The sequence below is a fragment of the Variovorax endophyticus genome, from assembly GCF_025376855.1.
Taxonomy (GTDB): Bacteria; Pseudomonadota; Gammaproteobacteria; order Burkholderiales; family Burkholderiaceae_C; genus Variovorax.
In genome coordinates, this window is record NZ_JAHUTH010000020.1 from 68,224 (window position 1) to 88,786 (window position 20,563).

General features: G+C 70.5%; 25 protein-coding genes. 15 read left to right on the forward strand and 10 right to left on the reverse strand.

Annotation, left to right across the window (positions count from 1 at the left end; all coding sequences use genetic code 11):
• Window positions 1-21 precede the first annotated feature (21 nt).
• Window positions 22-1,473, forward strand: a complete 1,452-nt coding sequence (locus KV106_RS24385; protein WP_261212902.1) for an aldehyde dehydrogenase — start codon at window positions 22-24, stop codon at window positions 1,471-1,473.
• A 15-nt stretch (window positions 1,474-1,488) separates the two neighbouring features.
• Here the strand turns inward: KV106_RS24385 and KV106_RS24390 are convergent, their stop codons facing one another.
• From KV106_RS24390 to KV106_RS24400, 3 genes are all read right to left on the reverse strand, one after another.
• The gene (locus KV106_RS24390) at window positions 1,489-3,267 is read right to left on the reverse strand and encodes a cytochrome c biogenesis protein DipZ (protein WP_261212904.1); all 1,779 of its coding nucleotides are present in this window, start codon (window positions 3,265-3,267) and stop codon (window positions 1,489-1,491) included.
• A 114-nt stretch (window positions 3,268-3,381) separates the two neighbouring features.
• Complete coding sequence (locus KV106_RS24395; protein WP_261212906.1) at window positions 3,382-4,755, reverse strand: ATP-binding protein; 1,374 nt, start codon at window positions 4,753-4,755, stop codon at window positions 3,382-3,384.
• A 56-nt stretch (window positions 4,756-4,811) separates the two neighbouring features.
• Entirely contained in the window at window positions 4,812-5,231 is a 420-nt protein-coding gene (locus KV106_RS24400) for an organic hydroperoxide resistance protein (protein WP_261212908.1), read from the reverse strand.
• 266 nt (window positions 5,232-5,497) lie between these two features.
• Between KV106_RS24400 and KV106_RS24405 the strand changes: the two genes are divergently transcribed.
• A complete protein-coding gene (locus tag KV106_RS24405) occupies window positions 5,498-6,238 on the forward strand; it encodes a response regulator (protein ID WP_057597879.1) in 741 nt (246 codons plus the stop codon).
• Here KV106_RS24405 and KV106_RS24410 read toward each other — a convergent pair.
• The 4 genes from KV106_RS24410 to KV106_RS24425 all read right to left on the reverse strand — a co-directional run bounded on the left by KV106_RS24410 (window position 6,235) and on the right by KV106_RS24425 (window position 9,131).
• Window positions 6,235-6,363: a hypothetical protein gene (locus KV106_RS24410; RefSeq protein ID WP_261212911.1), complete on the reverse strand. Its 129-nt coding sequence runs from the start codon at window positions 6,361-6,363 to the stop codon at window positions 6,235-6,237. The two genes, KV106_RS24405 and KV106_RS24410, sit on opposite strands and share 4 nt — an antisense overlap.
• 1 nt (window position 6,364) lies before the next feature.
• Window positions 6,365-6,922, reverse strand: a complete 558-nt coding sequence (locus tag KV106_RS24415; protein ID WP_261212912.1) for a thioredoxin family protein — start codon at window positions 6,920-6,922, stop codon at window positions 6,365-6,367.
• Window positions 6,923-7,057: 135 nt separating this feature from the next.
• Window positions 7,058-8,038 (reverse strand): tripartite tricarboxylate transporter substrate binding protein, encoded by a 981-nt coding sequence (locus KV106_RS24420; protein ID WP_261212914.1) that lies wholly within the window; start codon window positions 8,036-8,038, stop codon window positions 7,058-7,060.
• Between the two features lie 25 nt (window positions 8,039-8,063).
• Window positions 8,064-9,131, reverse strand: coding sequence for a GntG family PLP-dependent aldolase (locus KV106_RS24425; protein WP_261212915.1), 1,068 nt, complete (start codon window positions 9,129-9,131; stop codon window positions 8,064-8,066).
• Window positions 9,132-9,201: 70 nt separating this feature from the next.
• On the opposite strand from KV106_RS24425, the gene KV106_RS24430 reads away from it, so the two are divergent.
• Entirely contained in the window at window positions 9,202-10,134 is a 933-nt protein-coding gene (locus KV106_RS24430) for a LysR substrate-binding domain-containing protein (RefSeq protein ID WP_261212917.1), read from the forward strand.
• 9 nt (window positions 10,135-10,143) lie between these two features.
• On the opposite strand, the gene KV106_RS24435 is transcribed toward KV106_RS24430, so the two are convergent.
• Window positions 10,144-11,088, reverse strand: a complete 945-nt coding sequence (locus tag KV106_RS24435) for a GlxA family transcriptional regulator (protein ID WP_261212918.1) — start codon at window positions 11,086-11,088, stop codon at window positions 10,144-10,146.
• Window positions 11,089-11,278: 190 nt separating this feature from the next.
• On the opposite strand from KV106_RS24435, the gene KV106_RS24440 reads away from it, so the two are divergent.
• From KV106_RS24440 to KV106_RS24465, 6 genes are all read left to right on the forward strand, one after another.
• Window positions 11,279-12,082, forward strand: coding sequence for an SDR family NAD(P)-dependent oxidoreductase (locus tag KV106_RS24440; RefSeq protein WP_261212920.1), 804 nt, complete (start codon window positions 11,279-11,281; stop codon window positions 12,080-12,082).
• Window positions 12,083-12,112: 30 nt separating this feature from the next.
• Entirely contained in the window at window positions 12,113-12,508 is a 396-nt protein-coding gene (locus tag KV106_RS24445; protein ID WP_261212921.1) for a tautomerase family protein, read from the forward strand.
• 74 nt (window positions 12,509-12,582) lie between these two features.
• Window positions 12,583-13,548 (forward strand): LysR substrate-binding domain-containing protein, encoded by a 966-nt coding sequence (locus KV106_RS24450; protein WP_057593137.1) that lies wholly within the window; start codon window positions 12,583-12,585, stop codon window positions 13,546-13,548.
• Window positions 13,549-13,706: 158 nt separating this feature from the next.
• Window positions 13,707-14,288, forward strand: a complete 582-nt coding sequence (locus KV106_RS24455; RefSeq protein ID WP_057593138.1) for a Dps family protein — start codon at window positions 13,707-13,709, stop codon at window positions 14,286-14,288.
• Window positions 14,285-15,184 (forward strand): 4-hydroxybenzoate octaprenyltransferase, encoded by a 900-nt coding sequence (gene ubiA / locus KV106_RS24460; RefSeq protein WP_057593139.1) that lies wholly within the window; start codon window positions 14,285-14,287, stop codon window positions 15,182-15,184. Before KV106_RS24455 ends, ubiA begins: the two co-directional genes overlap by 4 nt.
• Window positions 15,185-15,209: 25 nt before the next feature.
• Window positions 15,210-15,725, forward strand: a complete 516-nt coding sequence (locus KV106_RS24465; protein WP_057593140.1) for a MaoC/PaaZ C-terminal domain-containing protein — start codon at window positions 15,210-15,212, stop codon at window positions 15,723-15,725.
• A 6-nt stretch (window positions 15,726-15,731) separates the two neighbouring features.
• Here KV106_RS24465 and proC read toward each other — a convergent pair whose 3' ends face one another.
• Entirely contained in the window at window positions 15,732-16,589 is an 858-nt protein-coding gene (gene proC / locus KV106_RS24470; RefSeq protein WP_261212925.1) for a pyrroline-5-carboxylate reductase, read from the reverse strand.
• A complete protein-coding gene (locus KV106_RS24475; protein ID WP_261212928.1) occupies window positions 16,586-17,770 on the reverse strand; it encodes an esterase-like activity of phytase family protein in 1,185 nt (394 codons plus the stop codon). The genes proC and KV106_RS24475 overlap by 4 nt, the downstream gene beginning before the upstream one ends.
• A 225-nt stretch (window positions 17,771-17,995) precedes the next feature.
• Between KV106_RS24475 and rplN the strand changes: the two genes are divergently transcribed.
• The 6 genes from rplN to rplF are packed head-to-tail and all read left to right on the forward strand — an operon-like array spanning window position 17,996 to window position 20,549.
• Complete coding sequence (rplN, locus tag KV106_RS24480) at window positions 17,996-18,364, forward strand: 50S ribosomal protein L14 (protein WP_057593143.1); 369 nt, start codon at window positions 17,996-17,998, stop codon at window positions 18,362-18,364.
• Between the two features lie 13 nt (window positions 18,365-18,377).
• Window positions 18,378-18,710: a 50S ribosomal protein L24 gene (rplX, locus tag KV106_RS24485; protein ID WP_057593144.1), complete on the forward strand. Its 333-nt coding sequence runs from the start codon at window positions 18,378-18,380 to the stop codon at window positions 18,708-18,710.
• An 11-nt stretch (window positions 18,711-18,721) separates the two neighbouring features.
• Window positions 18,722-19,261: a 50S ribosomal protein L5 gene (gene rplE / locus KV106_RS24490; protein WP_057593145.1), complete on the forward strand. Its 540-nt coding sequence runs from the start codon at window positions 18,722-18,724 to the stop codon at window positions 19,259-19,261.
• Between the two features lie 8 nt (window positions 19,262-19,269).
• Window positions 19,270-19,575 (forward strand): 30S ribosomal protein S14, encoded by a 306-nt coding sequence (gene rpsN / locus KV106_RS24495; RefSeq protein ID WP_057593146.1) that lies wholly within the window; start codon window positions 19,270-19,272, stop codon window positions 19,573-19,575.
• A 20-nt stretch (window positions 19,576-19,595) separates the two neighbouring features.
• Window positions 19,596-19,991 (forward strand): 30S ribosomal protein S8, encoded by a 396-nt coding sequence (gene rpsH, locus KV106_RS24500; RefSeq protein WP_057593147.1) that lies wholly within the window; start codon window positions 19,596-19,598, stop codon window positions 19,989-19,991.
• 24 nt (window positions 19,992-20,015) lie between these two features.
• Window positions 20,016-20,549 (forward strand): 50S ribosomal protein L6, encoded by a 534-nt coding sequence (gene rplF / locus KV106_RS24505; protein WP_057593148.1) that lies wholly within the window; start codon window positions 20,016-20,018, stop codon window positions 20,547-20,549.
• Window positions 20,550-20,563 lie beyond the last annotated feature (14 nt).

A 20,563-nucleotide genomic window follows, 5' to 3' on the forward strand; every position in this document is an offset into this window, starting at 1 on the left:
CTTCCAGCCAAGGACTTTCCCATGACCGACATCCTCATGTGCATCGGCGGCGAACGCCGTCCGGCCGAAGGCGGCGCCGTCTTCGAGCGCCGCAACCCGCTCGATGGCGCCGTCGCCACGCGCGCCCCCGCCGCCACCGCGCGCGATGCCGTCGCCGCGGTCGAGGCCGCGCAACGAGCGTTCGGCGCCTGGTCGCAGACCGGCCCCGGCGAGCGCCGCGCGCTGCTGCTGAAGGCCGCGCAGGCGATCGAGGCGCGCCACGACGACTTCGTGCAGGCGATGGCGCGCGAGACCGGCGCCTCGGCGCTGTGGGCCGGTTTCAATGTGCACCTCGCGGCCGGGCTGCTGACCGAGGCGGCCGCGCTCACCACCCAGATCGGCGGCGAGGTGATTCCCTCCGACGTGCCCGGCAGCCTCGCGATGGGCGTGCGCCAGGCGGCCGGCGTGGTGCTCGGCATCGCGCCGTGGAACGCGCCCGTCATCCTCGGCGTGCGCGCGCTCGCCACGCCGCTGGCCTGCGGCAACACGGTGGTGTTCAAGGGCTCGGAGCTGTGCCCGCAGACCCATGCGCTGATCGTCGATGCGCTGCACGACGCCGGCCTGCCGCCGGGCACGGTGAACTTCGTGACCAACGCGCCGGCCGACGCGGCCGAGGTGGTCGACACGATCGTCGCGCACCCGGCGGTGCGGCGCGTCAACTTCACCGGCTCCACGCGCGTGGGCCGGCTGATCGCGCAGACCTGCGCGCGCCACCTCAAGCCCGCCGTGCTCGAACTCGGCGGCAAGGCGCCCTTCGTGGTGCTCGACGATGCCGACATCGACGCTGCGGTCGATGCCGCCGTGTTCGGCGCCTTCGCCAACTCGGGCCAGATCTGCATGTCGACCGAGCGCATCGTGCTCGACGAGCGCATCGCCGACGAGTTCGTTTCCAAATTCGCGGCGCGCGCCAGGAGCCTGCCGCTGGGCGACCCGCGCGAGGGCCCGGTGGTGCTGGGCTCGGTGGTCGACATGGCGACCGTGGAGCGCTGCAACGCATTGATCGACGACGCGCTGGCCCAGGGCGCGGTGCTGGTGTGCGGCGGCCGCGCCGGGAACACGCTGATGCCGGCCACCGTGCTCGACCGCGTGACGCCCGCGATGCGCGTCTACGGCGAGGAGACCTTCGGTCCGCTCAAGGCCATCGTGCGCGTGGCCGATACCGAGGCCGCGATCGCCACCGCCAACGACAACGCCTTCGGCCTCTCGTCGGCCGTGTTCGGCCGCGACATCGCGCGCGCCTGGAACGTGGCGCGCCGCATCGAGGCCGGCATCTGCCACGTCAACGGCCCCACGGTGCACGACGAGGCGCAGATGCCCTTCGGCGGCGTGAAGGCCTCGGGCTACGGCCGTTTTGGCGGCAAGGCCGGCGTGGAAGCCTTCACCGAGCTGCGCTGGCTCACGGTGCAGACCACGCCGTGGCACTACCCGTTCTGAAGCACCGCGCCGGCTTCAGCCGAAGGTGAATGCATAGGCCTGCGCGCCGGGATCGAGGAACTCGATCTCGAACAGCCGCTCGCGCGCGCCCTGCTGCTGGCGCACCAGCTGGTAGAGCCGCTGCGCGTCGACCGTGCCCACGCCTTGCGCGTCGGTGTCGAAGCCGTGGTCGGCCAGGGGCGGCTGGCCGTCGATGCGCACGCGGAAGCGCACCGGCTTGCCGTCGGCCGCGGGGCCGAGCACCAGGTGCAGGTCGCGCGCCTGGAAGCGGTAGGCGATGCGCCCGCCCGGGCGCGCGAGCACCGCACGCTCGGCATCGACCGCCCAGTCACCCGCCAGCGCCCACTGGTTGAGGCGCAGCGCGGCCGGCACCTGGTAGGCATGGGTGCGGCCCGCGACCAGCCCGCCCGGCGAGGCGAAGCCCTCGGCGCGTTCCTGGCCGATGTAGGTCTCGCCCGAGCGCACGGGCTCGGTGCCGGGCGCGGCCTGCGTGCCCAGGCCCCGCGGCGCGACCAGCCCCGCGGCCGCCACGCGCGTTTGCCCGGCCTCGGCCAGCAGCTGCTGGATCACCTGCTCCGACTTCGCGTACTGGCCTTCGCCGGACAGCTGGTGGCGGATGCGCCCCTGCGCGTCGACGAAATAGAAGGCCGGCCAGGCCTGGTTGCCGAAGGCGCGCCAGATCGCGTAGTCGCTGTCGACCGCGACCGGGAAGCCGATCTCGAGGTCCTTCACCGCGCGGCGCACGTTGGCCGGGCGCTTCTCGAAGGCGAACTCGGGCGTGTGCACGCCCACCACCACGAGGCCGGCGTCCCTGTACTTCTCGGCCCAGGCGCGCAGGTAGGGCAGGGTGCGCAGGCAGTTGATGCAGGAGTAGGTCCAGAAGTCGACCAGCACCACCTTGCCGCGCAGCGCCTCGGGCGTGAGCGGCGGCGAGTTGATCCATTCGGTGGCACCGGCCAGCGCGGGGAACGGGCCCTGGTCGCGCAGGGGGCGCGGCGTGAAGGCGGGGGCGGGGGCTTCGGCGCTGGTCAGCATCAGTCCGCCGCGGTCCTGGCGCGCGGACTGCGGCACGGCGGGCTTCGGCGGGCCGAGGCGGTCGAGCAGCGCCTGTTCGAGCGCCGTGGTGCCGCCGCCCGAGAGCCGGCTCAGCAGGCCGGTGTCCAGCCCGAGCGCGATCGCGCCCACGCCCGCGAGCACCGCGGCGCCGGCCGCGCGGCGCAGCCATTCGCCGGTGCGCAGCGAGGCCTTCATGCGCGCGAACATCCGGTGGCCGAACAGCAGCGCGGCCGCCAGCGAGGTGCAGGCGCCGGCCGCGTAGGCCAGCAGCAGCAGCGAGGTGCCGGCGCTGGCGCCGTTGAGCGCGGCGCCGGTCAGGATCAGGCCCAGGATCGGCCCCGCGCAGGGCGCCCACAGCAGGCCCGTGCCCACGCCCAGCAGCAGCGGCGAGAACACCGAGCCGCCGGTGGGCGCGTCGGCCAGCCGCAAGCCGAGCGCCACCAGCGGCCGGCTCAGCCGGTCGGCCAGCGCGGGCAGCAGCAGCGTGAGGCCGAACAGCGCGAGCAGCGCGATCGCCGCGTAGCGCCCCCACTCGTTGAGCGCCACCACCCAGCCGCCGCCCACGGCCGCGAGGGTGGCGACGGCCGCGAAGGCCAGCGCCATGCCCGCGAGCATCGGCAGGCCGTGCGAGCGGAACGGGCGGTCGGCGCGCGCGAACACGAAGGGCAGCACCGGCAGGATGCAGGGGCTCAGGATGGTGAGCACCCCGCCGAGGTAGGCAACGATGAGAACGAGCATGGTGGCGCTCCTGGTTGGGTCGTGGATGGATCGGTGGGGAAGGGGCGTGCGCATCCCCCGCGGCCTCGCGTCGCGGGGCCGCCGTCGGATGTCGCCGTGGTGGGTTGTGTGCGCTCAGTCGCCCGGCGCGGGCCGCGTGCCCAGCAGCAGGCTGGCCTCGAGCCCGCCCTCGGGCCGGTTGGCCAGCCGCAGCTGCGCGCCCATCGCGGTCGCGAGCTGCTGCGCGATCGCCAGGCCCAGGCCGGTGCCGCCGGTGTCGCGGTTGCGCGAGCTCTCCACGCGGTAGAAGGGCTTGAGCACCGCGTCGAGCTCGTCGGCCGGGATGCCCGGGCCGTTGTCGACCACCGCGATGCGCAGCTGGCCGCCCGCGGCCTCGGGCTGCACGCGCACGCTGACCTCGGTGCCGAACTTGAGCGCGTTGTCGATCAGGTTGGCGAGGATGCGGCGCAGCGCGTTGGGCCGGGTCACGATCGGCGCGCCGGCACGGCCCTCGAGCCGCACCGGCTGGCCCGCGTCCTCGTAGTCGGCGAGCATGCTCTGCACCAGTGCATCGGCATCCACGCGCAGCGGCGGCTCGGTCGCGCCGTGCAGCGTGCGCGCATAGGTCACGCCCTCGCGCACCAGCGACTTCATCGCGTCGAGGTCCTGGCGGAACTTGTCGCGGTCGGGCGTGGCGTCCATCAGCTCGGTGCGCAGCCGCATGCGCGTGATCGGCGTCTGCAGGTCGTGCGAGATCGCGGCCAGGATCTCGACGCGCTCCGACATGTAGCCCGAGATGCGCTGCTGCATCGCATTGAAGGCGCGCGCGGCATGGGCCACCTCGCTCGGGCCGTGCTCGTCGAGCGGCCGGCCCTTGAGGTCGGGCCCGAGTTCGTCGGCCGCGCTCGCGAGCTGCGCCAGCGGCCGCGTGACCAGCCGCACCGCGGCCCAGGCACACAACGCGAGCACCAGCAGCTGGACCGCCATGCCCCACATCAGCCAGGGCGACATCGGCATGTCGACGCGGCGCGCATGCACGATCAGCGCCGAGCCGTCGTGCAGCCGCACCTGGATCTCCAGGCCGCCGGCGGGATGGCCCACCTCGCCGATCTTCACGATCTCGAACGGGCGCATCGCGTCCATGATGGCCTCGCCGAACTGGCGCAGCGAGGCCGAGGCCGGCGCGTTGCCGCCGGCCTCGCCGCCGAGCGTGAAGTGGTAGTTGCGCCGCTCCAGCCGTGCCAGCCAGTCCGCGCGCTCGCCGGCCGGCAGGCGATCGAGCAGCGCCACCGAGCTCGCGATGTCGCGCTCGATGCCGATCATCATCAGCTCGCGCATCGCGAGGCCGCGCTCGTAGTTGATCGCGCCGAAGGTCAGGGCCTGCGCGATCGCGAGGCCGACCACGATGATCAGCGTGACGCGCGCGAACAGCGAGCGCGGGACCAGCCGGCGCAGCCCGCGGCGGACGGGGGCGGCCTGGCTGGCGGCGGGGCTGGCGGGGGTGGACATGGACGCCTTTATAGACGGGTGGAGGAAGGCGCCGGCATCGGCCGGCGCGCCGCGGCTCAGACCAGGCGCAGCGTCACGTCGATGTTGCCGCGCGTGGCCTTCGAGTACGGGCAGGTCTGGTGCGCCGCGTCGACCAGGCCCTGGGCCACCTCGCGGTCCAGGCCCGGGATGCTCACGTCGAGCCGGGCCTGCAGGAAGTAGCCGCCGGTGCCGCTGCCGAGGTCGACCTCGGCGTTCACGCTCAGGTCGGCCGGCAGCGCGATCTTCTGCTTCGCGGCGGCCAGGCCCATCGCGCCGATGAAACAGGCCGACCAGCCGGCCGCGAACAGCTGCTCGGGGTTGGTGCCCTGGCCGGCGGAGCCGGGCGAGGACAGCTGGATGTCGAGCCGGCCGTCGCTGCTGCGCGCGCTGCCGTCGCGGCCGCCGGAGGTGGTGTGGGTCTTGCCGGTGTAGAGGACCTTGTCGATCTGGCTCATGGTGGTTCCTTGGATGGATGAAGAAGGGTCTGTTCGTCGAACGGAACGGATTCTTGGGCCGCGACCATCCCCGCGGTGCGCCTTGCGTATGCCTGTGTATCCGCGCGAAAAACGCACACAGTACGTTTCACGCCCCAGGGTGCGGCCAGCCCCGAATGCAACGGCATGTGGCGCCGCGCCGCGCCGGATACTTGGACATACAAAAGCCGCTGGCGCGCGCCGGCCGGCGGCTACATTGCGCTGCACGACAACCCAGAGACCGCGCCATGAACACCAGGCCCTCCGACCACATCCTCATCGTCGACGACGACCGGGAGATCCGCGAACTGCTGAGCACCTACCTGGTGAAGAACGGCCTGCGCGTGGTGGCGGTGCCGACCGGGCGCCACATGCGCGCGGCGCTCGAGGACTCGGGGCCCTTCGACCTCATCATCCTCGACCTGATGCTGCCGGGCGAGGACGGCCTGACGCTGTGCCGCGACCTGCGCACCGGCAAGTACAAGGCCACGCCGATCCTGATGCTGACCGCGCGCAGCGAGGAGGCCGACCGCATCCTGGGCCTGGAGATGGGCGCCGACGACTACCTGGCCAAGCCCTTCTCGGCGCGCGAGCTGCTCGCGCGCATCCGCTCGGTGATGCGCCGCACCCGCATGCTGCCGCCCAACATGGGCTCGGCCGAGGCCGCGCGCAAGCTGGTGTTCGGCGAATGGCAGGTCGACACCGTGGAGCGCCACCTGCTCGACGAGAGCGGCACCATGGTCGCGCTCAGCGGCGCCGAGTACCGGCTGCTGCGCGTGTTCCTCGACCATCCGCAGAAGGTGCTGAGCCGCGACCAGCTGCTGAGCCTGACCCAGGGCCGCGAGGCCGAGCTGTTCGAGCGCTCGATCGACCTGCTGGTGAGCCGGCTGCGCCAGCGCCTGCGCGACGATGCGCGCGAGCCGCGCTACCTGAAGACGGTGCGCAGCGAGGGCTACGTGCTGGCCGCGGCGGTCGAGGCGCGCGACTAGGCGCCTTTTCGTTTCGAAGGACCCGTCGCCGAGCGGGTCGAGATGCATTGGCAGTTCGTCGGCTGGCGGACTTCGTGCGCGAAGCCGCCCGCGAGGAACAGCAGGGCGAACCAGAGCTTCTTCATCTCAGGACGCCGGTGCGGGTTCGGCCAGCAGCGCCTGGATCTTCTTCTCGGTGGTGCCGTAGCTGCCCTCGCCGAAGTGCGAATAGACGATGCGGCCCTGCTTGTCGATCAGGTAGACGGCCGGCCAGTACTGGTTGCGGAAGGCCTTCCAGGTGCCGTAGCCGTTGTCCTGCGCGACCGCGTGGCGGATCTGCAGGCGCTGGATCGCGTCCTTCACGTTCTGCGTCGACTTCTCGTAGGCGAACTCGGGCGTGTGCACGCCGACCACGACCAGCCCCTGGTCCTTGTACTTCGCGTCCCAGTCCTTGACGTAGGGCAGGTGGTTCAGGCAGTTGATGCAGGTGTAGGTCCAGAAGTCGACCAGCACCACCTTGCCGCGCAGCGCCGCCATGTCCAGCGGCGGCGAGTTGAGCCAGGTGTCGATGTTGGTGAAGGCCGGCGCGGGCGCGGCCTGCGCGGCGGGGATGTCGCCGCCGCCGGGCGGCGCGGCGAGGGTGACGAAAGCCACCGAGGCGGCGATGGCGGCGGCGATGGCGAGCGGTGCGGCGGGGATGCGCATGGCGGTTCCTTCGGGTGAGAAAGAGGCGGTGGAAGAATCGATGCGGCGATTCTTCGACGCCCGCCGCCGCTGCCGCGCGCGCTGCGTATGCCTGTGTATCCGTGGGGCGCAAGCCGCACAGTACGTTGCACGCTGCTAGCTGTTGAGCGTGAATCCCGTCTGCTTCACCACCGCCTGCCAGCGCGCGATCTCGTCGTTCAGGTGCTTCGCGAAGGCCTGGCTGCCGCGCGGCATCGGGTCGATGAAGGCATCGGCCAGCCGGGCCTTGACCTCGGGCAGGTCGAGCACCTTGGCGAGCGCGGCGTTCAGGCGCTGCTGCACGTCGGCGGGCGTCTTCGCGGGCACCATGAGGCCGTACCAGACGCTGCCGACGATGCCGGGCGCGCTCTCGGCGAAGGTCTGCACCTGCGGCAGCTTGGGATCGCGCGCCGTGCTCGCGATGGCGAGCACCTTGAGCCGCTTCGCCTCGATGTGCGGCATGCAGGCCGGCACCGAGTTGATCACCATCGGCACCTGGCCGCCGATGGCATCGGTCAGCGCGAGCGCGCCGCCCTTGTAGGGCACGTGCACCAGCTCCATCCCGGTCTTGAGCTTGAGCAGCTCGTAGAGCAGGTGCGGCGCCGAGCCCTGGCCCGGCGTGCCGACGCCGTACTGGCGCACCTGCTCGCGCGGCAGCGCCAGCAGCTCCTTGAGCGAGTTGGCGGGGAACGACGGATGCGCCACCAGCAACTGGGGCGAGGAGCCGATCAGCGTGAGCGGCGCGAAGTCCCGGATCGAATCGAAGGGCAGCCGCGGCTGCACCGCCGCGTTGGTGGCGTGCGCGGCATCGGCGATCAGCAGCGTGTAGCCATCGGCCGCGCTCTTGGCCACGGCATCGGTGCCGATCATGGCGGAGGCGCCGGCCTTGTTGTCGACGATGACGTTCCAGCCGCTGGACTCGGTCAGCTTCTGCGCCACCAGGCGCCCGACCACATCGGAGCCGCCACCGGGCGCATAGGGCACGACCAAGCGGATCGGGCGGCTCGGGTAGTCATTGGCGAAGGCGGGGCGGCCGAGCGACAGGGCCGCGGCCGAGAGGGAGGTGGCGACGAAGTCGCGGCGGGACAGGGTGGGCATGGTGGATCTCCTGGAAGGGGGCGGCTCAGCCGAGCAGGGCGTCGGCGGCGCGGCGGAAGCCGGCGATGGCGGCGTCGACGCCGGCGGTGTCGATGTGGCGGTGCGTCACGAGGCGCAGCCGGTGGCTGCCCCAGGCGCGCACCAGCACGCCGTGCCCGCGCAGCGCGCGCGTCCAGGCCGCGCTGTCGGGGCCGTGCGCGGGCAGGTCGGCGAGCACGATGTTGGTGGCGGGCGTGTTGGTGCGCAGCGCGCCGGGCCGGAGGCCGCCCAGGCCCTCGGCCAGCCGCCGCGCCTGGCGGTGGTCGTCGGCGAGCCGGTCGGCCATGGTCTCGATGGCCTCGAGCCCGGCCGCCGCGACCACGCCGACCTGGCGCTGCGTGCCGCCGAGCATCTTGCGCAGCCGCCGCGCGCGTTCGATCGTCGCCGCGGTGCCGACCAGCACCGCGCCGGCCGGCGCGCTCAGGCCCTTCGAGAGGCAGACGGACACGCTGTCGGCGAAGCGCGCGATGGCGGCGGGCGCCACCTCGAGCGCGACCGCCGCGTTGAACAGCCGCGCGCCGTCGAGGTGCACGCGCGCGCCCGCGCCCCGCGCGGCCTCCAGCACCGCGCGCATGTGCTCGAGCGGCGGCACGGCGCCGCCCGCGTTCGCGTGCGAGGTCTCCATGCCGACGAGCTCGGTGCGCAGGCCGCCGGGGCGGCGCAGGGTGCGATCGAGTTCGTCGAGGTCCATCGCGCCGGCCGTGCCCGCGATGCCGAGGTAGGCCAGGCCCGCGAGCGTGGCGCCGCCGCGCTCGGTCAGGAACATGTGGGCCGTGGCCTCGAGCAGCACCTGGCCCTGGCGCTCGGTCTGCGCGAGCACGGCCAGCAGGTTGCCCATGGTGGCCGTGGGCACGTAGAGGCCGGCCTCCTTGTCGAGCGTGCGCGCCACCAGCGCCTCGAGTTCGCGCGCGGTCGGGTCGCCGTCGAGGCCGTCGTCGCCCAGCGGCGCGCTGCGCATGCGCTCGTACATCGCGGGCGTGGGCCGCGTGACGGTGTCGCTGCGCAGGTCCACGCCGGGAGGATCGGAGGGTGCGGTCGCGTCGTTGCCAGTCATGGCGGCGAGTATTCGCGCGCCGCCCGGATACGCAAAATTCCTTGTAGAGGGTGCGTCATACAATTTTGATATGACGACCCGCCGCATGACGCTCAAGCACATCGAGGCCTTCCGCATCGTCATGCAGACGGGCTCGATGACCGAGGCCGCGCGCCGGCTCCACACCTCGCAGCCCCAGGTCAGCCGGCTGGTGTCGCAGCTCGAGGCCATCGTCGGCTTCCTGCTGTTCGAGCGCCGCGGCACGCGCCTCCTGCCCTCGCTCGACGGCAAGCGCTTCTTCCAGGACGTGGAGAAAGCCTTCGTCGGGCTCGAGGGCCTGGAGGGCGCGGCCTCGAACATCCGCTCCTTCGGCGGCGACCGGCTCGCGGTGGCCGCCATGCCGCGGATCGCGGGCGGGCTGCTGAGCAAGGCCGTCGCGCAGTTCAAGGCCGAGCATCCCGAGACCCTGCTCACCATCCACTCGGGCGCGGCCGCCACCGTCAACACCTGGGTCAGCTCGGGCCTGTGCGAGCTCGGCCTGGCCATCCTCTACGGCGACGACGTGCCGGGCATGCAGGTCCAGACCCTGCTGACCATGGACTGCGTGGCCGTGCTGCCGATCGGGCACCGGCTCGCGAAGCGCAAGCAGGTCGCGGCGGCCGACCTCGAGGGCGAGGCCTTCGTCTCGTTCCCGCTCGGCAGCGCGCCGCGCGAACGCATCGACCGCGTGCTGGCGGCCGCCGGCGCCCGCACGCGCACGGTGCTGGAGTCGGACCTCGGTGCCTCGGTCTGCGCGCTGGTCGCCGCGGGCCTGGGCGTCAGCGTGCTCAATCCGCTGGCGGCGCTCGAGGAGCGGCGCAACCTCGAACTCGCGGTGCGCGCCTTCGTGCCCGCGATCCCGGTGCGGCTCGCGCTGCTGCTGCCACCCGATGCACCGGATTCGCGGCTGGTGAGCGCCTTCGCGGACCAGGTGCGCGCGGTGATCGCGTCGGACCTCGAGGTGATCCGGCCGTACCGGCGCTGAAGCCGCCGGCTACACCAGCTCGGCGTTGGCCGAGATGCGCTGGATCGCTTGCGGCGGCTGCCCGAAGGCGCGCAGGAAGGCCTGTCGCATGCGCTCGCGGTCGCCGAACCCGGTTTCGCGCGCGATCACCTCGATCGGGTGGCGGCTGGTTTCCATCATCAGGCGCGCGGCCTCCACGCGCAGCCGCTCGATCGCCTTGGCCGGCGGCTGGCCGGTCTCCTCGCGGAACACGCGGCTGAACTGGCGCGGGCTCAGGTGCGCCGCGTTGGCCAGCACCTCCACCGAGAGGTCGGCGGCGAGGTTCTCCCTGGCATAGGCCAGGGCCGTCTGCACGCGATCGGACTTGGCATCGAGCTCGAGCAGGGTCGAGAACTGCGACTGGCCACCGCCGCGGCGCTGGTAGATGACCAACTTGCGCGCGATCGTCAGCGCCAGCTTGCGGCCGAGATCCTTCTCGATCACCGCGAGCGCGAGATCGAGGCCCGCGCTCATGCCGGCCGAGGTCCAGACCGGCCCGTCGATGACGAAGATGCGGTCTTCCTCCATCTGCACGCGCGGATAGCGCTCCCTGAAGGCGCGCGCATGCAGCCAGTGGGTGGTCGCCTTGCGGCCGTCGAGCAGACCCGCTTCGGCCAGCACGAAGGCGCCGGTGCAGATCGAGGCCATGCGGCGCGAGCGTGCGGCCGAGGCGCGGACCCGCTCGATCAGGCTGCGCGGCGGCAGGCGGCATTCGTTGTCGCCCGCCACGATCAGGGTGTCGAACACGCGTTCGCCCCAGGCCTCGGTCTGCACTGCGAAGCCCTGCGACGAGGCCACCGCGCCACCGGGTTCGGACACCACGGCGAAGTCATAGGCGGCCGCCCCACTCATCAGGTTGGCGTATTCGAAGGCCGTGGCCACCGCCAGGGCCAGGGACTGGAAGCCGGGGTAGACGAGCAATCCGACGCTGTGCATTTCGCGCTCCTCGAGTGACCTGAAAACTTGCATGTCGTGCAAGCGCGCCATTCTGCGGCGCTTCGCGCGGTGCTGCCGGGCGGTGTCCTAAAACCTTGCATCTATGACATTGAGGAAATCCGGTGCGATTTCTACGATGACTTCCAGGCGCCGGCAGCCCGCCGGCCCGCTCTCTTCCAAGGTGAATTCCATGACCTCTTCCACGACCTCCCCAGGCACCGCGCTGATCACGGGCGCTTCCACCGGCATCGGTGCCGTCTACGCCGACCGCCTGGCCCGGCGCGGCCACGACCTGATCCTGGTGGCCCGCAACGGCGAGCGGCTGCGCGCGCTGGCGGACGAACTGCGCGCCGCCACCGGCCGCCACATCACGACCCTCGTCGCCGACCTGACCGACCCGGCGGCGCGCTCGCGCGTCGAGGAAGTGCTGCGCACCGACGAGTCCCTCACGATGCTGGTCAACAACGCCGGCATCGGCTCGGTCGCGTCCATCCTCGCGGACGATGCCGACACCATGGAGCACATGATCGCGCTCAACGTCACGGCGCTCACGCGCCTGAGCTATGCCGTGGCGCCCGCGTTCGTGCGGCGCAAGGCCGGCACGATCGTCAACATCGCCTCGGTGGTCGGCGTCGCGGTCGAGATGCTCAATGGGGTCTACAGCGCGTCGAAGTCCTATGTGATCGGCTTCGGTCACACGCTGCAGCGCGACCTGGGCGACAAGGGCGTGCGCATCCAGACCGTGATGCCGGGCGCCACGGCCACCGAGTTCTGGGACGTCGCGGGCTATGCGCCGCAGAAGGAATCGGCCAGCACCATGTCGGCCGCGGACCTGGTGGACGCCGCGCTGGCGGGCCTCGACGCGGGCGAGCGCGTGACCATCCCGGGCCTGCACGAGGGCGAGCGGTGGACGCAGTGGGAGGCCGATCGCCGCGCGCTGGCGCCGAAGTTCGCCAACGCCGTTCCGGCGGCGCGCTATGGTCTGGCGCGCTGAGTCCTCTTTTCTTCTTTCCAGGAGCCCCGCATGCCGTACCTCCAGCTGGACGTCAACGACCACTACCCGAGCGAGCTCAAGCAGCGTCTGGCCGAACGCATGAGCCGCACCTACGCCGAGATGATGTCGGTGGACATCCGCCGCATCAGCGTCGCGGTGCGCGAGCTCGGCGAGGGCGGGCTCTGGCGCATTCCCGACCCGGAAGGCCCGCCGGTGCCGGTCTCGCTGATGATGCTGGACATCCGCCACGGCCGTCCGCCCGAGCTGCGCATGGCGCTCGCCAAGGCGCTGTGCGCCCACTGCATCGAGCTGCTGGGCCTGCGCGAGGACCGGCTCAACGTCGAGTTCACGCAGCACACGGGCGACGAGATGTACCACCCCACGCTCGGCGGCTACAGCCCGGACTGGACGCCCGGGGAGGCCTGACGCGCGCCGCTTCGGCGGCGCCCGACCCCTGACGGCGAGCGGTCACGGTGCCTTGCGCATAATTGACGCAAGCTATGACCCTCACCGAACTCAAATACATCGTTGCCGTGGCCAGGGAGCGCCATTTCGGCAAGGCGGCCGAAGCCTGCTACGTGTCCCAGCCCACGCTCTCGGTGGCCATCAAGAAGCTCGAGGACGAACTCGAAGTCAAGCTCTTCGAGCGCAGCGCCGGCGAAGTCACGGTCACGCCGCTCGGCGAGCAGATCGTGCAGCAGGCCCAGAGCGTGCTCGACCAGGCGGCCAGCATCAAGGAGATCGCCAAGCGCGGCAAGGACCCGCTGGCCGGGCCGCTGAACCTCGGCGTGATCTACACCATCGGGCCCTACCTGCTGCCCGACCTCGTGCGCCAGGTGATCTCGCGCACGCCGCAGATGCCGCTGGTGCTGCAGGAGAACTTCACCGTCAAGCTGCTCGAGATGCTGCGCGCCGGCGAGATCGACTGCGCGATCATGGCCGAGCCCTTTCCCGACACCGGCCTCGCGATGGCGCCGCTGTACGACGAGCCCTTCGTGGCGGCGCTGCCGGTCAAGCACAAGTTCGCCGACCGCGAGTCGATCACCTCCGAAGAGCTGCAGAGCGAGACCATGCTGCTGCTGGGCACGGGCCACTGCTTTCGCGACCACGTGCTCGAGGTCTGCCCCGAGTTCGCGCGCTTCTCGAGCAATGCCGAGGGCATCCGCAAGAGCTTCGAGGGCTCGTCGCTCGAGACCATCAAGCACATGGTGGCCTCGGGCATGGGCGTGACGCTGGTGCCGCGGCTGTCGGTGCCGGCCGAAGCGCTCAAGCCCAGGGGCAAGGGCCGCAAGGAATCGGAGCAGATGGTGCGCTACCTGCCGGTGCGCGATGCGCAGGACCGCGATCCGCCCACGCGCCGCGTGGTGCTCGCATGGCGGCGCACCTTCACGCGCTACGAGGCGATCGCGGCGCTGCGCAACGCGATCTATGCCTGCGAGCTGCCGGGCGTGAAGCGGCTCTCCTGAGCTGGATGTGGCGCGGGAGCAGGCGAATTCGCGACCTCGGCCTACGCCGCCGCAAGCCTGGAATCTCGAACGCTGCGATAGAGTGACGCTGTTGCGAAGCCGCGCGCCGGCTTCGAGAATTCCGGTGTCACTCCCAACTTGAAGAAAGATCTTTTGCCATGGCCAAAGCTCCCAAGAAAACCAAGCCCTCTCCCGCTTCCTCCGCCGGCAAGGTGCCCAAGAAGGGCGGCGCGGTGGTCGCGCAGGAGTCCGGCAGCCGCAATGCGCCGATCATCAACATCGGCATCGAGCGCCAGGACCGCGCGGCCATCGCCGAAGGCCTGAGCCGCGTGCTCGCCGACACCTACACGCTTTACCTCACCACCCACAACTTCCACTGGAACGTGACGGGTCCGCACTTCAACTCGCTGCACGCGATGTTCATGGCGCAGTACACCGAGCTGTGGAACTCGACCGACGTGATCGCCGAGCGCATCCGCGCGCTGGGCCACTACGCGCCGGGCTCGTACGCCGAGTTCAGCAAGATCGCCACCGTGCCCGACGTGCCGCAGGACCCGCCCAAGGCGATGGAGATGGTGCGCATCCTCGTGAAGGGCCACGAGACCGTGTCGCGCATCGCGCGCGAATTCATCCCCGTGGCCGAGGAAGCCGGCGACGATCCGACGGCCGACATGCTGACCGCGCGCTGCACGGTGCACGACCAGACCGCCTGGATGCTGCGTTCGCTGCTCGAGGATTGAACCCCGGCACCGCTCCCCACGGCCTCACGCCCGCGCCACGCCGCGGGCGTTTTGCCGTGTACCTCGACCTGATCCGCTGGAACCGTCCCGCGGGCTGGCTGCTGCTGCTGTGGCCCAGCCTCGGCGCGCTCTGGTTCGCGGCCGATGGCTGGCCGGGCTGGCACCTGGTCGCGGTGTTCGTGCTCGGCACGATCCTCATGCGCAGCGCGGGCTGCTGCGTCAACGACGTGGCCGACCGCGACTTCGACCGCCATGTGAAGCGCACCGCGCAGCGGCCCGTGACCAGCGGCGAGATCTCGGTGCGCGAGGCGCTGCTGCTCGGCGCCGTGCTCGCGCTGGTGGCCTTCGGCCTGGTGCTCACGACCAACCGGGTCACGGTGTACTGGTCGTTCGCCGCGCTCGCGGTCACGCTGGTCTATCCCTATGCGAAGCGCTTCGTGTCGATCCCGCAGGCGGTGCTCGGCATCGCGTTCAGCTTCGGCATTCCGATGGCCTTCGCGGCCGTGCAGGCTACGGTGCCGGCCTTCGCCTGGTGGCTGCTGGCGGGCAACCTGTTCTGGGTGCTGGCCTACGACACCGAGTACGCGATGGTCGACCGCGACGACGACCTCAAGATCGGCATGAAGACCTCGGCCATCACCTTCGGCCGCTTCGACGTGGCTGCGGTGATGGCGAGCTATGCGGTCTTTCTCGCCGTGTGGACCTGGGCCGGCGCGAGCCGCGGGCTCGGCGTCGCGTTCTACCTCGCGATCGCGATCGCGGCGGGGCAGGCGGCCTGGCACTGGCGGCTGATCCGCGATCGCACGCGCGAAGGCTGCTTCCAGGCCTTCCGGCTCAACCACTGGCTGGGCTTCGCGGTCTTCGCCGGCGTGGTGGCCGGCTACGGCCTGCGCTGATCCACGGCCCCGGAAACGAGACCGCATGCAGCACGCGCCCGACGCCGAGGCCACCCTGGCGCAGCTGCGCGCCCGGATCGGCCGGGAGGCCCATTCGGAGTGGCACCGCATCACACAGGACATGGTGGCGCGCTATGCCGAACTCTCGGGCGACGGTGAGGGCGAGTGGATCCATCTCGATCCGGAGCGCGCGGCGCGCGAGGCCGGCTACGGCGGCGCCATCGTGCAGGGCTTCTTCCAGGTCTCGCACCTGATCAAGCTCAGCGGCGAGGCGATGCGCAGCCTGCTGCCCTTCGACACCAACCATGCGCTGAACTACGGCTTCGACCGCCTGCGCTTCGTGCGGCCGATGCCGGTGGGCGCGCGCTTCCGGGCGCGCGTGCGCATCGCGGAGGTCACGCCCAAGCCCGGCGACAGCTTCCTGCTGAAGGAAGCGCTGCAGCTCGAGCTGGAGGACGGCACCGTCACGCTGGCGGCCGACTGGCTGTTCTTCCTCGGCCCGCGCGCGCTGGCGGGCACCTTCGACGCGCCGCCGGCCTGACGGCTCTCAGCCGCGGCCGAATTCCTCGCCGAGCTCGGCCGCGCGCTTCTGCGCCGCGCGAATCGCGGTCTTGAACTGGCCCTTGACGTCGGCCTGCTGCAGCGCGCTGATCGCCGCGTAGGTGGTGCCGCCCTTGGAAGTCACGCGCTCGCGCAGCACCGCGGGCGGCTCGTGCGCGCTGTCGGCCAGCGCCGAGGCGCCGGTGAAGGTGCCGATCGCCAGCCGCTGCGCCTGCTCGGGCGCGAGGCCCATCTCGATGCCGGCCTCGGTCATGGCCTCGATGAAATAGAACACGTAGGCCGGGCCCGAGCCCGACATCGCGGTCACGGCGTCGAGCGCGGGCTCCTGGTCGACCCAGATCAGCTCGCCGGTGGGCGCCAGCAGCTGGCCGACCAGCGCGCGGTCGGCGCCGTCGGCACCGGGGCGCGCGAACAGCCCGGTCATGCCCTGGCCGACCAGCGCCGGCGTGTTCGGCATGGCGCGCACCACGCGCTCGGTGCCCAGCCAGCGGGCGATGCTGTCGGACGGGATGCCCGCGGCCACGCTCAGGTGCAGCGCGTTCCCGGCGAAGGCGCGCACCGGGCGCGTGGCCTCGGCGAAGGTCTGAGGCTTGACCGCCCAGACCACCACCGCGCAGCGCGCGAGCGCCTCGCTGGCGGCCGGCTGGGCCGCGATGCCGAAGGTGTTGGACAGCCGGGCGCGCGCCTCCTCGAAGGGTTCGACCACCTCGAACGAGGCGGCCGGCGTGCCTTGCTGGATCAGCCCGCCGATGATGGCGCTGGCCATGTTGCCGCCGCCGATGAAGGCGACGGGCGGCAGCGGCGCGGGGGCGTTGCGGGGCAGGAAGGTGGCGGCGATGGTCATGGTCGGTCGATGAATTCGAAGGCGGCGAACTGCGTGATCTGCAGCGGGTTGAAATTGTCGTCGCTGACGATCATCAGCGTCCGCCCGCCACCGGGCAGCGGCGGGCCCCAGCACATGCCCTCGCTGTTGTCGAGGCGCGAGAGGCCGTTGTCGGCCCCGAGCCGGGAGAAATCGGCGACCAGGGTCTTGGCGACCGGGCGGTGGTTGCCCGGCGCCAGCGCCTCCAGGCCCAGCACGTCGCCGCCGCCGCGGGTGTCTATTTCATAGAGGCGCAGCGAGTTCCCGGTGCCGGCCGCGTAGGCGCGCTCGAGCACCAGCATGCGGTGCGCGTCGATCATCAGCACCTCGCTCACGCCGTTGTCGGCATAGGTGCCCGGCAGCAGCGGACGCAGGGGGATCGCGTCGGGCACGTAGGCGATCTGGCCGGTCGCCCGGCCGCTGGCCAGGTCGATGCGCGTGAAGCGGCAGGGGCCGCCGGTGGCGTCGATCGTGGGCACGGGGCCGTCCTGGATCAGCGCGTTCTCCATCGCCAGCCAGGCCGTGCGGCCGTCGGGCGTGAGCGCGAGGCCCTCGAAGGCGAGGTTGTCGCGCGGGCCGCGGCGCTGGGTCGGGTCGGGGCGGAACATGGCGGGTAGTTCGAACTCGCGCAGGAAGCGGCCATCGCGCGCCGATTCGTAGAGCGCGGGCCCGAAGCCGCGCGCGAGGTCGCCCTCGCTGCTCCACAGCACGGTGCCGGTGTCGGGCCGCAGGCGCAGCGATTCGGGGTCGGGCACCGGCAGGCCGGCGATGGCCTGGCGGCGCGAAGGCCAGGGGCCTCCGCCCGGGCGTTGCAGTTCGACGACACCGGTGGCTTCGGGCGCGGCGCTCCAGGGCGCGGGCCAGCGCGCCATATAGAAGCGCACGGGTGCCAGATCCGACCGGTCGTCGCTCAGCAGCAGGTACTCACCTGTGCGGGCGTCGAAGTCGATGCCCGAGAGTCCGCCCGCCGGCGTGCCGCCGATGGAGAGCCGGTGCGGCCAGCGCGCTTCCGCGAGGCGGCGCAGCCGGCCGGAGGCGGGCATGGCTGCCGGGCTGCCGCAGCCGGCCGTGCCCAGCGCCAGGGCGCCGGCCGCCCCCGCGAGTCCGCCCAGCACGAGGCGGCGGGTGGTCGAGAAGGAGGGGGTGGAGGCTGGAGGGCGCACGGGGCCCGAGTCTAGTGTCTTGGCGGGTGGCCCGAAGAAGGCAGTTGACATCGACGCAGCCGGGTGCCACAATCGCGGGCTTCGCTTCAAAAAGGCGAAGATTTCAGCCCAAACGGGAAGCGCTTCGAGTGGTTCGAGGCGCGGACGGCGGGCCCAAGACTGACCGATGCGAGACACGCGAATCCCTCCGGGCCGCGCATTGGTACAAGTTGGGAATATCAAGAAATGATCCAAACTGAATCCCGGCTCGAAGTGGCCGACAACACAGGCGCGAAGTCCGTCCTGTGTATCAAGGTGCTCGGTGGCTCCAAGCGGCGTTATGCCAGCGTGGGCGACGTCATCAAGGTCAGCGTCAAGGAAGCCGCTCCGCGTGGTCGCGTCAAGAAGGGCGAGATCTACAGCGCCGTGGTCGTGCGCACCGCCAAGGGCATCCGCCGCGGCGACGGCTCGCTCGTCAAGTTCGACGGCAATGCCGCCGTGCTGCTCAACGCCAAGCTGGAGCCGATCGGCACCCGCATCTTCGGACCGGTGACGCGCGAACTGCGCACCGAGAAGTTCATGAAGATCGTGTCGCTGGCACCCGAAGTTCTCTGAGGACAACAACGCCATGAACAAGATTCGCAAAGGCGACCAGGTCATCGTGTTGGCCGGCCGCGACAAGGGCAAGCGTGGCGTCGTCACGCTGCGCAAGGACGACTCGCACGTGCTCGTCGAAGGCATCAACCTCGTCAAGAAGCACACCAAGCCGAACCCGCTCAAGGGCACGACCGGTGGCATCGTCGAGAAGGCCATGCCGATTCACCAATCCAACGTGGCGATCTTCAATGCCGCGACCGGCAAGGCCGATCGCGTGGGCATCAAGGTGAGCCAGGATGCCGAAGGCAAGCGCGTCGCAGTGCGTGTCTTCAAGTCCAGCGGCGAAGAAATCAAGATCGCCTAAGAGGTACTCAGATGGCACGTCTCCAACAACACTATCGCGAAAAGATCGCGAAAGACCTGACCGAGAAGTTCGGCTACACCTCGCCGATGCAGGTCCCCCGCCTCACCAAGATCACGCTCAACATGGGCGTGGGTGAAGCCGTCGCCGACAAGAAGGTCCTCGACAACGCCGTCGCCGACCTGACCAAGATCGCCGGCCAGAAGCCCGTGGTCACCAAGTCGAAGAAGGCCATCGCCGGTTTCAAGATCCGCGAGAACCAGCCCATCGGCTGCATGGTCACGCTGCGCGGCGTGCACATGTACGAATTCCTGGACCGCTTCGTCACCGTGGCCCTGCCCCGCGTGCGCGACTTCCGCGGTATCTCGGGTCGTGCATTCGACGGCCGTGGCAACTACAACATCGGCGTGAAAGAGCAGATCATCTTCCCCGAGATCGAGTACGACAAGGTCGACGCCCTGCGTGGTCTGAACATCAGCATCACGACGACGGCCAAGACCGATGAAGAAGCCAAGGCGCTGCTCGCCGGCTTCCGTTTCCCGTTCAAGAACTGAGGTGATCCGTGGCTAAAGCATCTTTGATCCAGCGCGAACTCAAGCGCGACAAGCTGGTTGCCAAGTTCGCCGCCAAGCACGCCGAACTGAAGGCCGCCTCGAACGACCTCAAGAAGACCGAAGAAGAGCGCGCAGCCGCCCGCCTGGCACTGCAAAAGCTCCCGCGCAACGCGAACCCCACGCGTCAACGCAACCGTTGCGAAATCACCGGTCGTCCGCGCGGCACCTTCCGTCAATTCGGTCTGGCCCGCGCCAAGATCCGCGAACTGGCATTCAACGGTGACATCCCCGGTGTCATCAAGGCCAGCTGGTAAGCCAGGCAGGAGCAAACAACATGAGCATGAGTGATCCCATTGCCGACCTGCTGACGCGTATCCGCAACGCGCAGATGGTGGCGAAGCCCACCGTGTCGGTCCCGTCTTCCAAGGTGAAGATCGCGATCGCACAAGTCCTGAAGGACGAGGGCTACATCGACGGCTTCCAGGTCAAGACCGAAGCCGGCAAGAGCGAGCTCGAGATTTCGCTGAAGTACTACGCCGGTCGTCCGGTGATCGAGCGCATCGAACGCGTGAGCCGCCCCGGCCTGCGCGTCTACAAGGCCAGCTCGGCCATTCCGCAAGTCCAGAACGGCCTCGGCGTTGCGATCGTCACGACCCCCCAGGGCGTGATGACCGACCGCAAGGCGCGCGCCTCCGGTGTCGGTGGCGAAGTGCTGTGCTACGTCGCCTGACCGAGACATCGAGGAGAAACTGAAATGTCCCGAGTAGGAAAATCGCCGGTCGCCATCCCCCAAGGCGTGGATGTGCAGATCAAGGAAGACCAGATCAGCGTCAAGGGCACGGGCGGTTCGCTCAGCCTCGCGCGCAACGCACTGGTCAACGTCGTCAGCAAGGACGGCAAGCTGAACTTCGAGCCCGCCAACGATTCGCGCGAAGCGAATGCGATGAGCGGCACGATCCGCCAGCTGGTGAACAACATGGTGGTCGGTGTGACCAAGGGCTTCGAGAAGAAGCTCAACCTGATCGGCGTGGGCTACAAGGCCGCCGCCCAGGGTTCCAAGCTGAATCTGCAAGTCGGTTACTCGCACCCGGTCAACATCGACATGCCGCAAGGCATCACGGTGGCCACCGCGACCCCGACCGAAATCGTGATCAAGGGTGCCGACCGCCAGCGCGTCGGCCAAGTGGCCGCTGAGATCCGTGCCGTTCGTCCGCCCGAGCCCTACAAGGGCAAGGGTATCCGCTATGCGGACGAGAAGATCGTGATCAAAGAGACCAAGAAGAAGTAAGGGGCAGCAAAATG

What these genes read in the sequence shown, in the direction of transcription:
- KV106_RS24395 (WP_261212906.1), bottom strand. Translation starts at nt 4,755, where the DNA reads ATGTCCACCCCCGCCAGCCCCGCCGCCAGCCAGGCCGCCCCCGTCCGC.
- KV106_RS24425 (WP_261212915.1), bottom strand. Translation starts at nt 9,131, where the DNA reads ATGACTGGCAACGACGCGACCGCACCCTCCGATCCTCCCGGCGTGGAC.
- KV106_RS24405 (WP_057597879.1), top strand. Translation starts at nt 5,498, where the DNA reads ATGAACACCAGGCCCTCCGACCACATCCTCATCGTCGACGACGACCGG.
- KV106_RS24445 (WP_261212921.1), top strand. Translation starts at nt 12,113, where the DNA reads ATGCCGTACCTCCAGCTGGACGTCAACGACCACTACCCGAGCGAGCTC.
- rplE (WP_057593145.1), top strand. Translation starts at nt 18,722, where the DNA reads ATGGCACGTCTCCAACAACACTATCGCGAAAAGATCGCGAAAGACCTG.
- KV106_RS24455 (WP_057593138.1), top strand. Translation starts at nt 13,707, where the DNA reads ATGGCCAAAGCTCCCAAGAAAACCAAGCCCTCTCCCGCTTCCTCCGCC.
- proC (WP_261212925.1), bottom strand. Translation starts at nt 16,589, where the DNA reads ATGACCATCGCCGCCACCTTCCTGCCCCGCAACGCCCCCGCGCCGCTG.
- KV106_RS24390 (WP_261212904.1), bottom strand. Translation starts at nt 3,267, where the DNA reads ATGCTCGTTCTCATCGTTGCCTACCTCGGCGGGGTGCTCACCATCCTG.
- KV106_RS24410 (WP_261212911.1), bottom strand. Translation starts at nt 6,363, where the DNA reads ATGAAGAAGCTCTGGTTCGCCCTGCTGTTCCTCGCGGGCGGCTTCGCG.
- KV106_RS24465 (WP_057593140.1), top strand. Translation starts at nt 15,210, where the DNA reads ATGCAGCACGCGCCCGACGCCGAGGCCACCCTGGCGCAGCTGCGCGCC.
- rplF (WP_057593148.1), top strand. Translation starts at nt 20,016, where the DNA reads ATGTCCCGAGTAGGAAAATCGCCGGTCGCCATCCCCCAAGGCGTGGAT.
- KV106_RS24440 (WP_261212920.1), top strand. Translation starts at nt 11,279, where the DNA reads ATGACCTCTTCCACGACCTCCCCAGGCACCGCGCTGATCACGGGCGCT.
- KV106_RS24435 (WP_261212918.1), bottom strand. Translation starts at nt 11,088, where the DNA reads ATGCACAGCGTCGGATTGCTCGTCTACCCCGGCTTCCAGTCCCTGGCC.
- KV106_RS24450 (WP_057593137.1), top strand. Translation starts at nt 12,583, where the DNA reads ATGACCCTCACCGAACTCAAATACATCGTTGCCGTGGCCAGGGAGCGC.
- rplN (WP_057593143.1), top strand. Translation starts at nt 17,996, where the DNA reads ATGATCCAAACTGAATCCCGGCTCGAAGTGGCCGACAACACAGGCGCG.
- KV106_RS24415 (WP_261212912.1), bottom strand. Translation starts at nt 6,922, where the DNA reads ATGCGCATCCCCGCCGCACCGCTCGCCATCGCCGCCGCCATCGCCGCC.
- KV106_RS24430 (WP_261212917.1), top strand. Translation starts at nt 9,202, where the DNA reads ATGACGACCCGCCGCATGACGCTCAAGCACATCGAGGCCTTCCGCATC.
- KV106_RS24400 (WP_261212908.1), bottom strand. Translation starts at nt 5,231, where the DNA reads ATGAGCCAGATCGACAAGGTCCTCTACACCGGCAAGACCCACACCACC.
- rplX (WP_057593144.1), top strand. Translation starts at nt 18,378, where the DNA reads ATGAACAAGATTCGCAAAGGCGACCAGGTCATCGTGTTGGCCGGCCGC.
- KV106_RS24385 (WP_261212902.1), top strand. Translation starts at nt 22, where the DNA reads ATGACCGACATCCTCATGTGCATCGGCGGCGAACGCCGTCCGGCCGAA.
- rpsH (WP_057593147.1), top strand. Translation starts at nt 19,596, where the DNA reads ATGAGCATGAGTGATCCCATTGCCGACCTGCTGACGCGTATCCGCAAC.
- KV106_RS24420 (WP_261212914.1), bottom strand. Translation starts at nt 8,038, where the DNA reads ATGCCCACCCTGTCCCGCCGCGACTTCGTCGCCACCTCCCTCTCGGCC.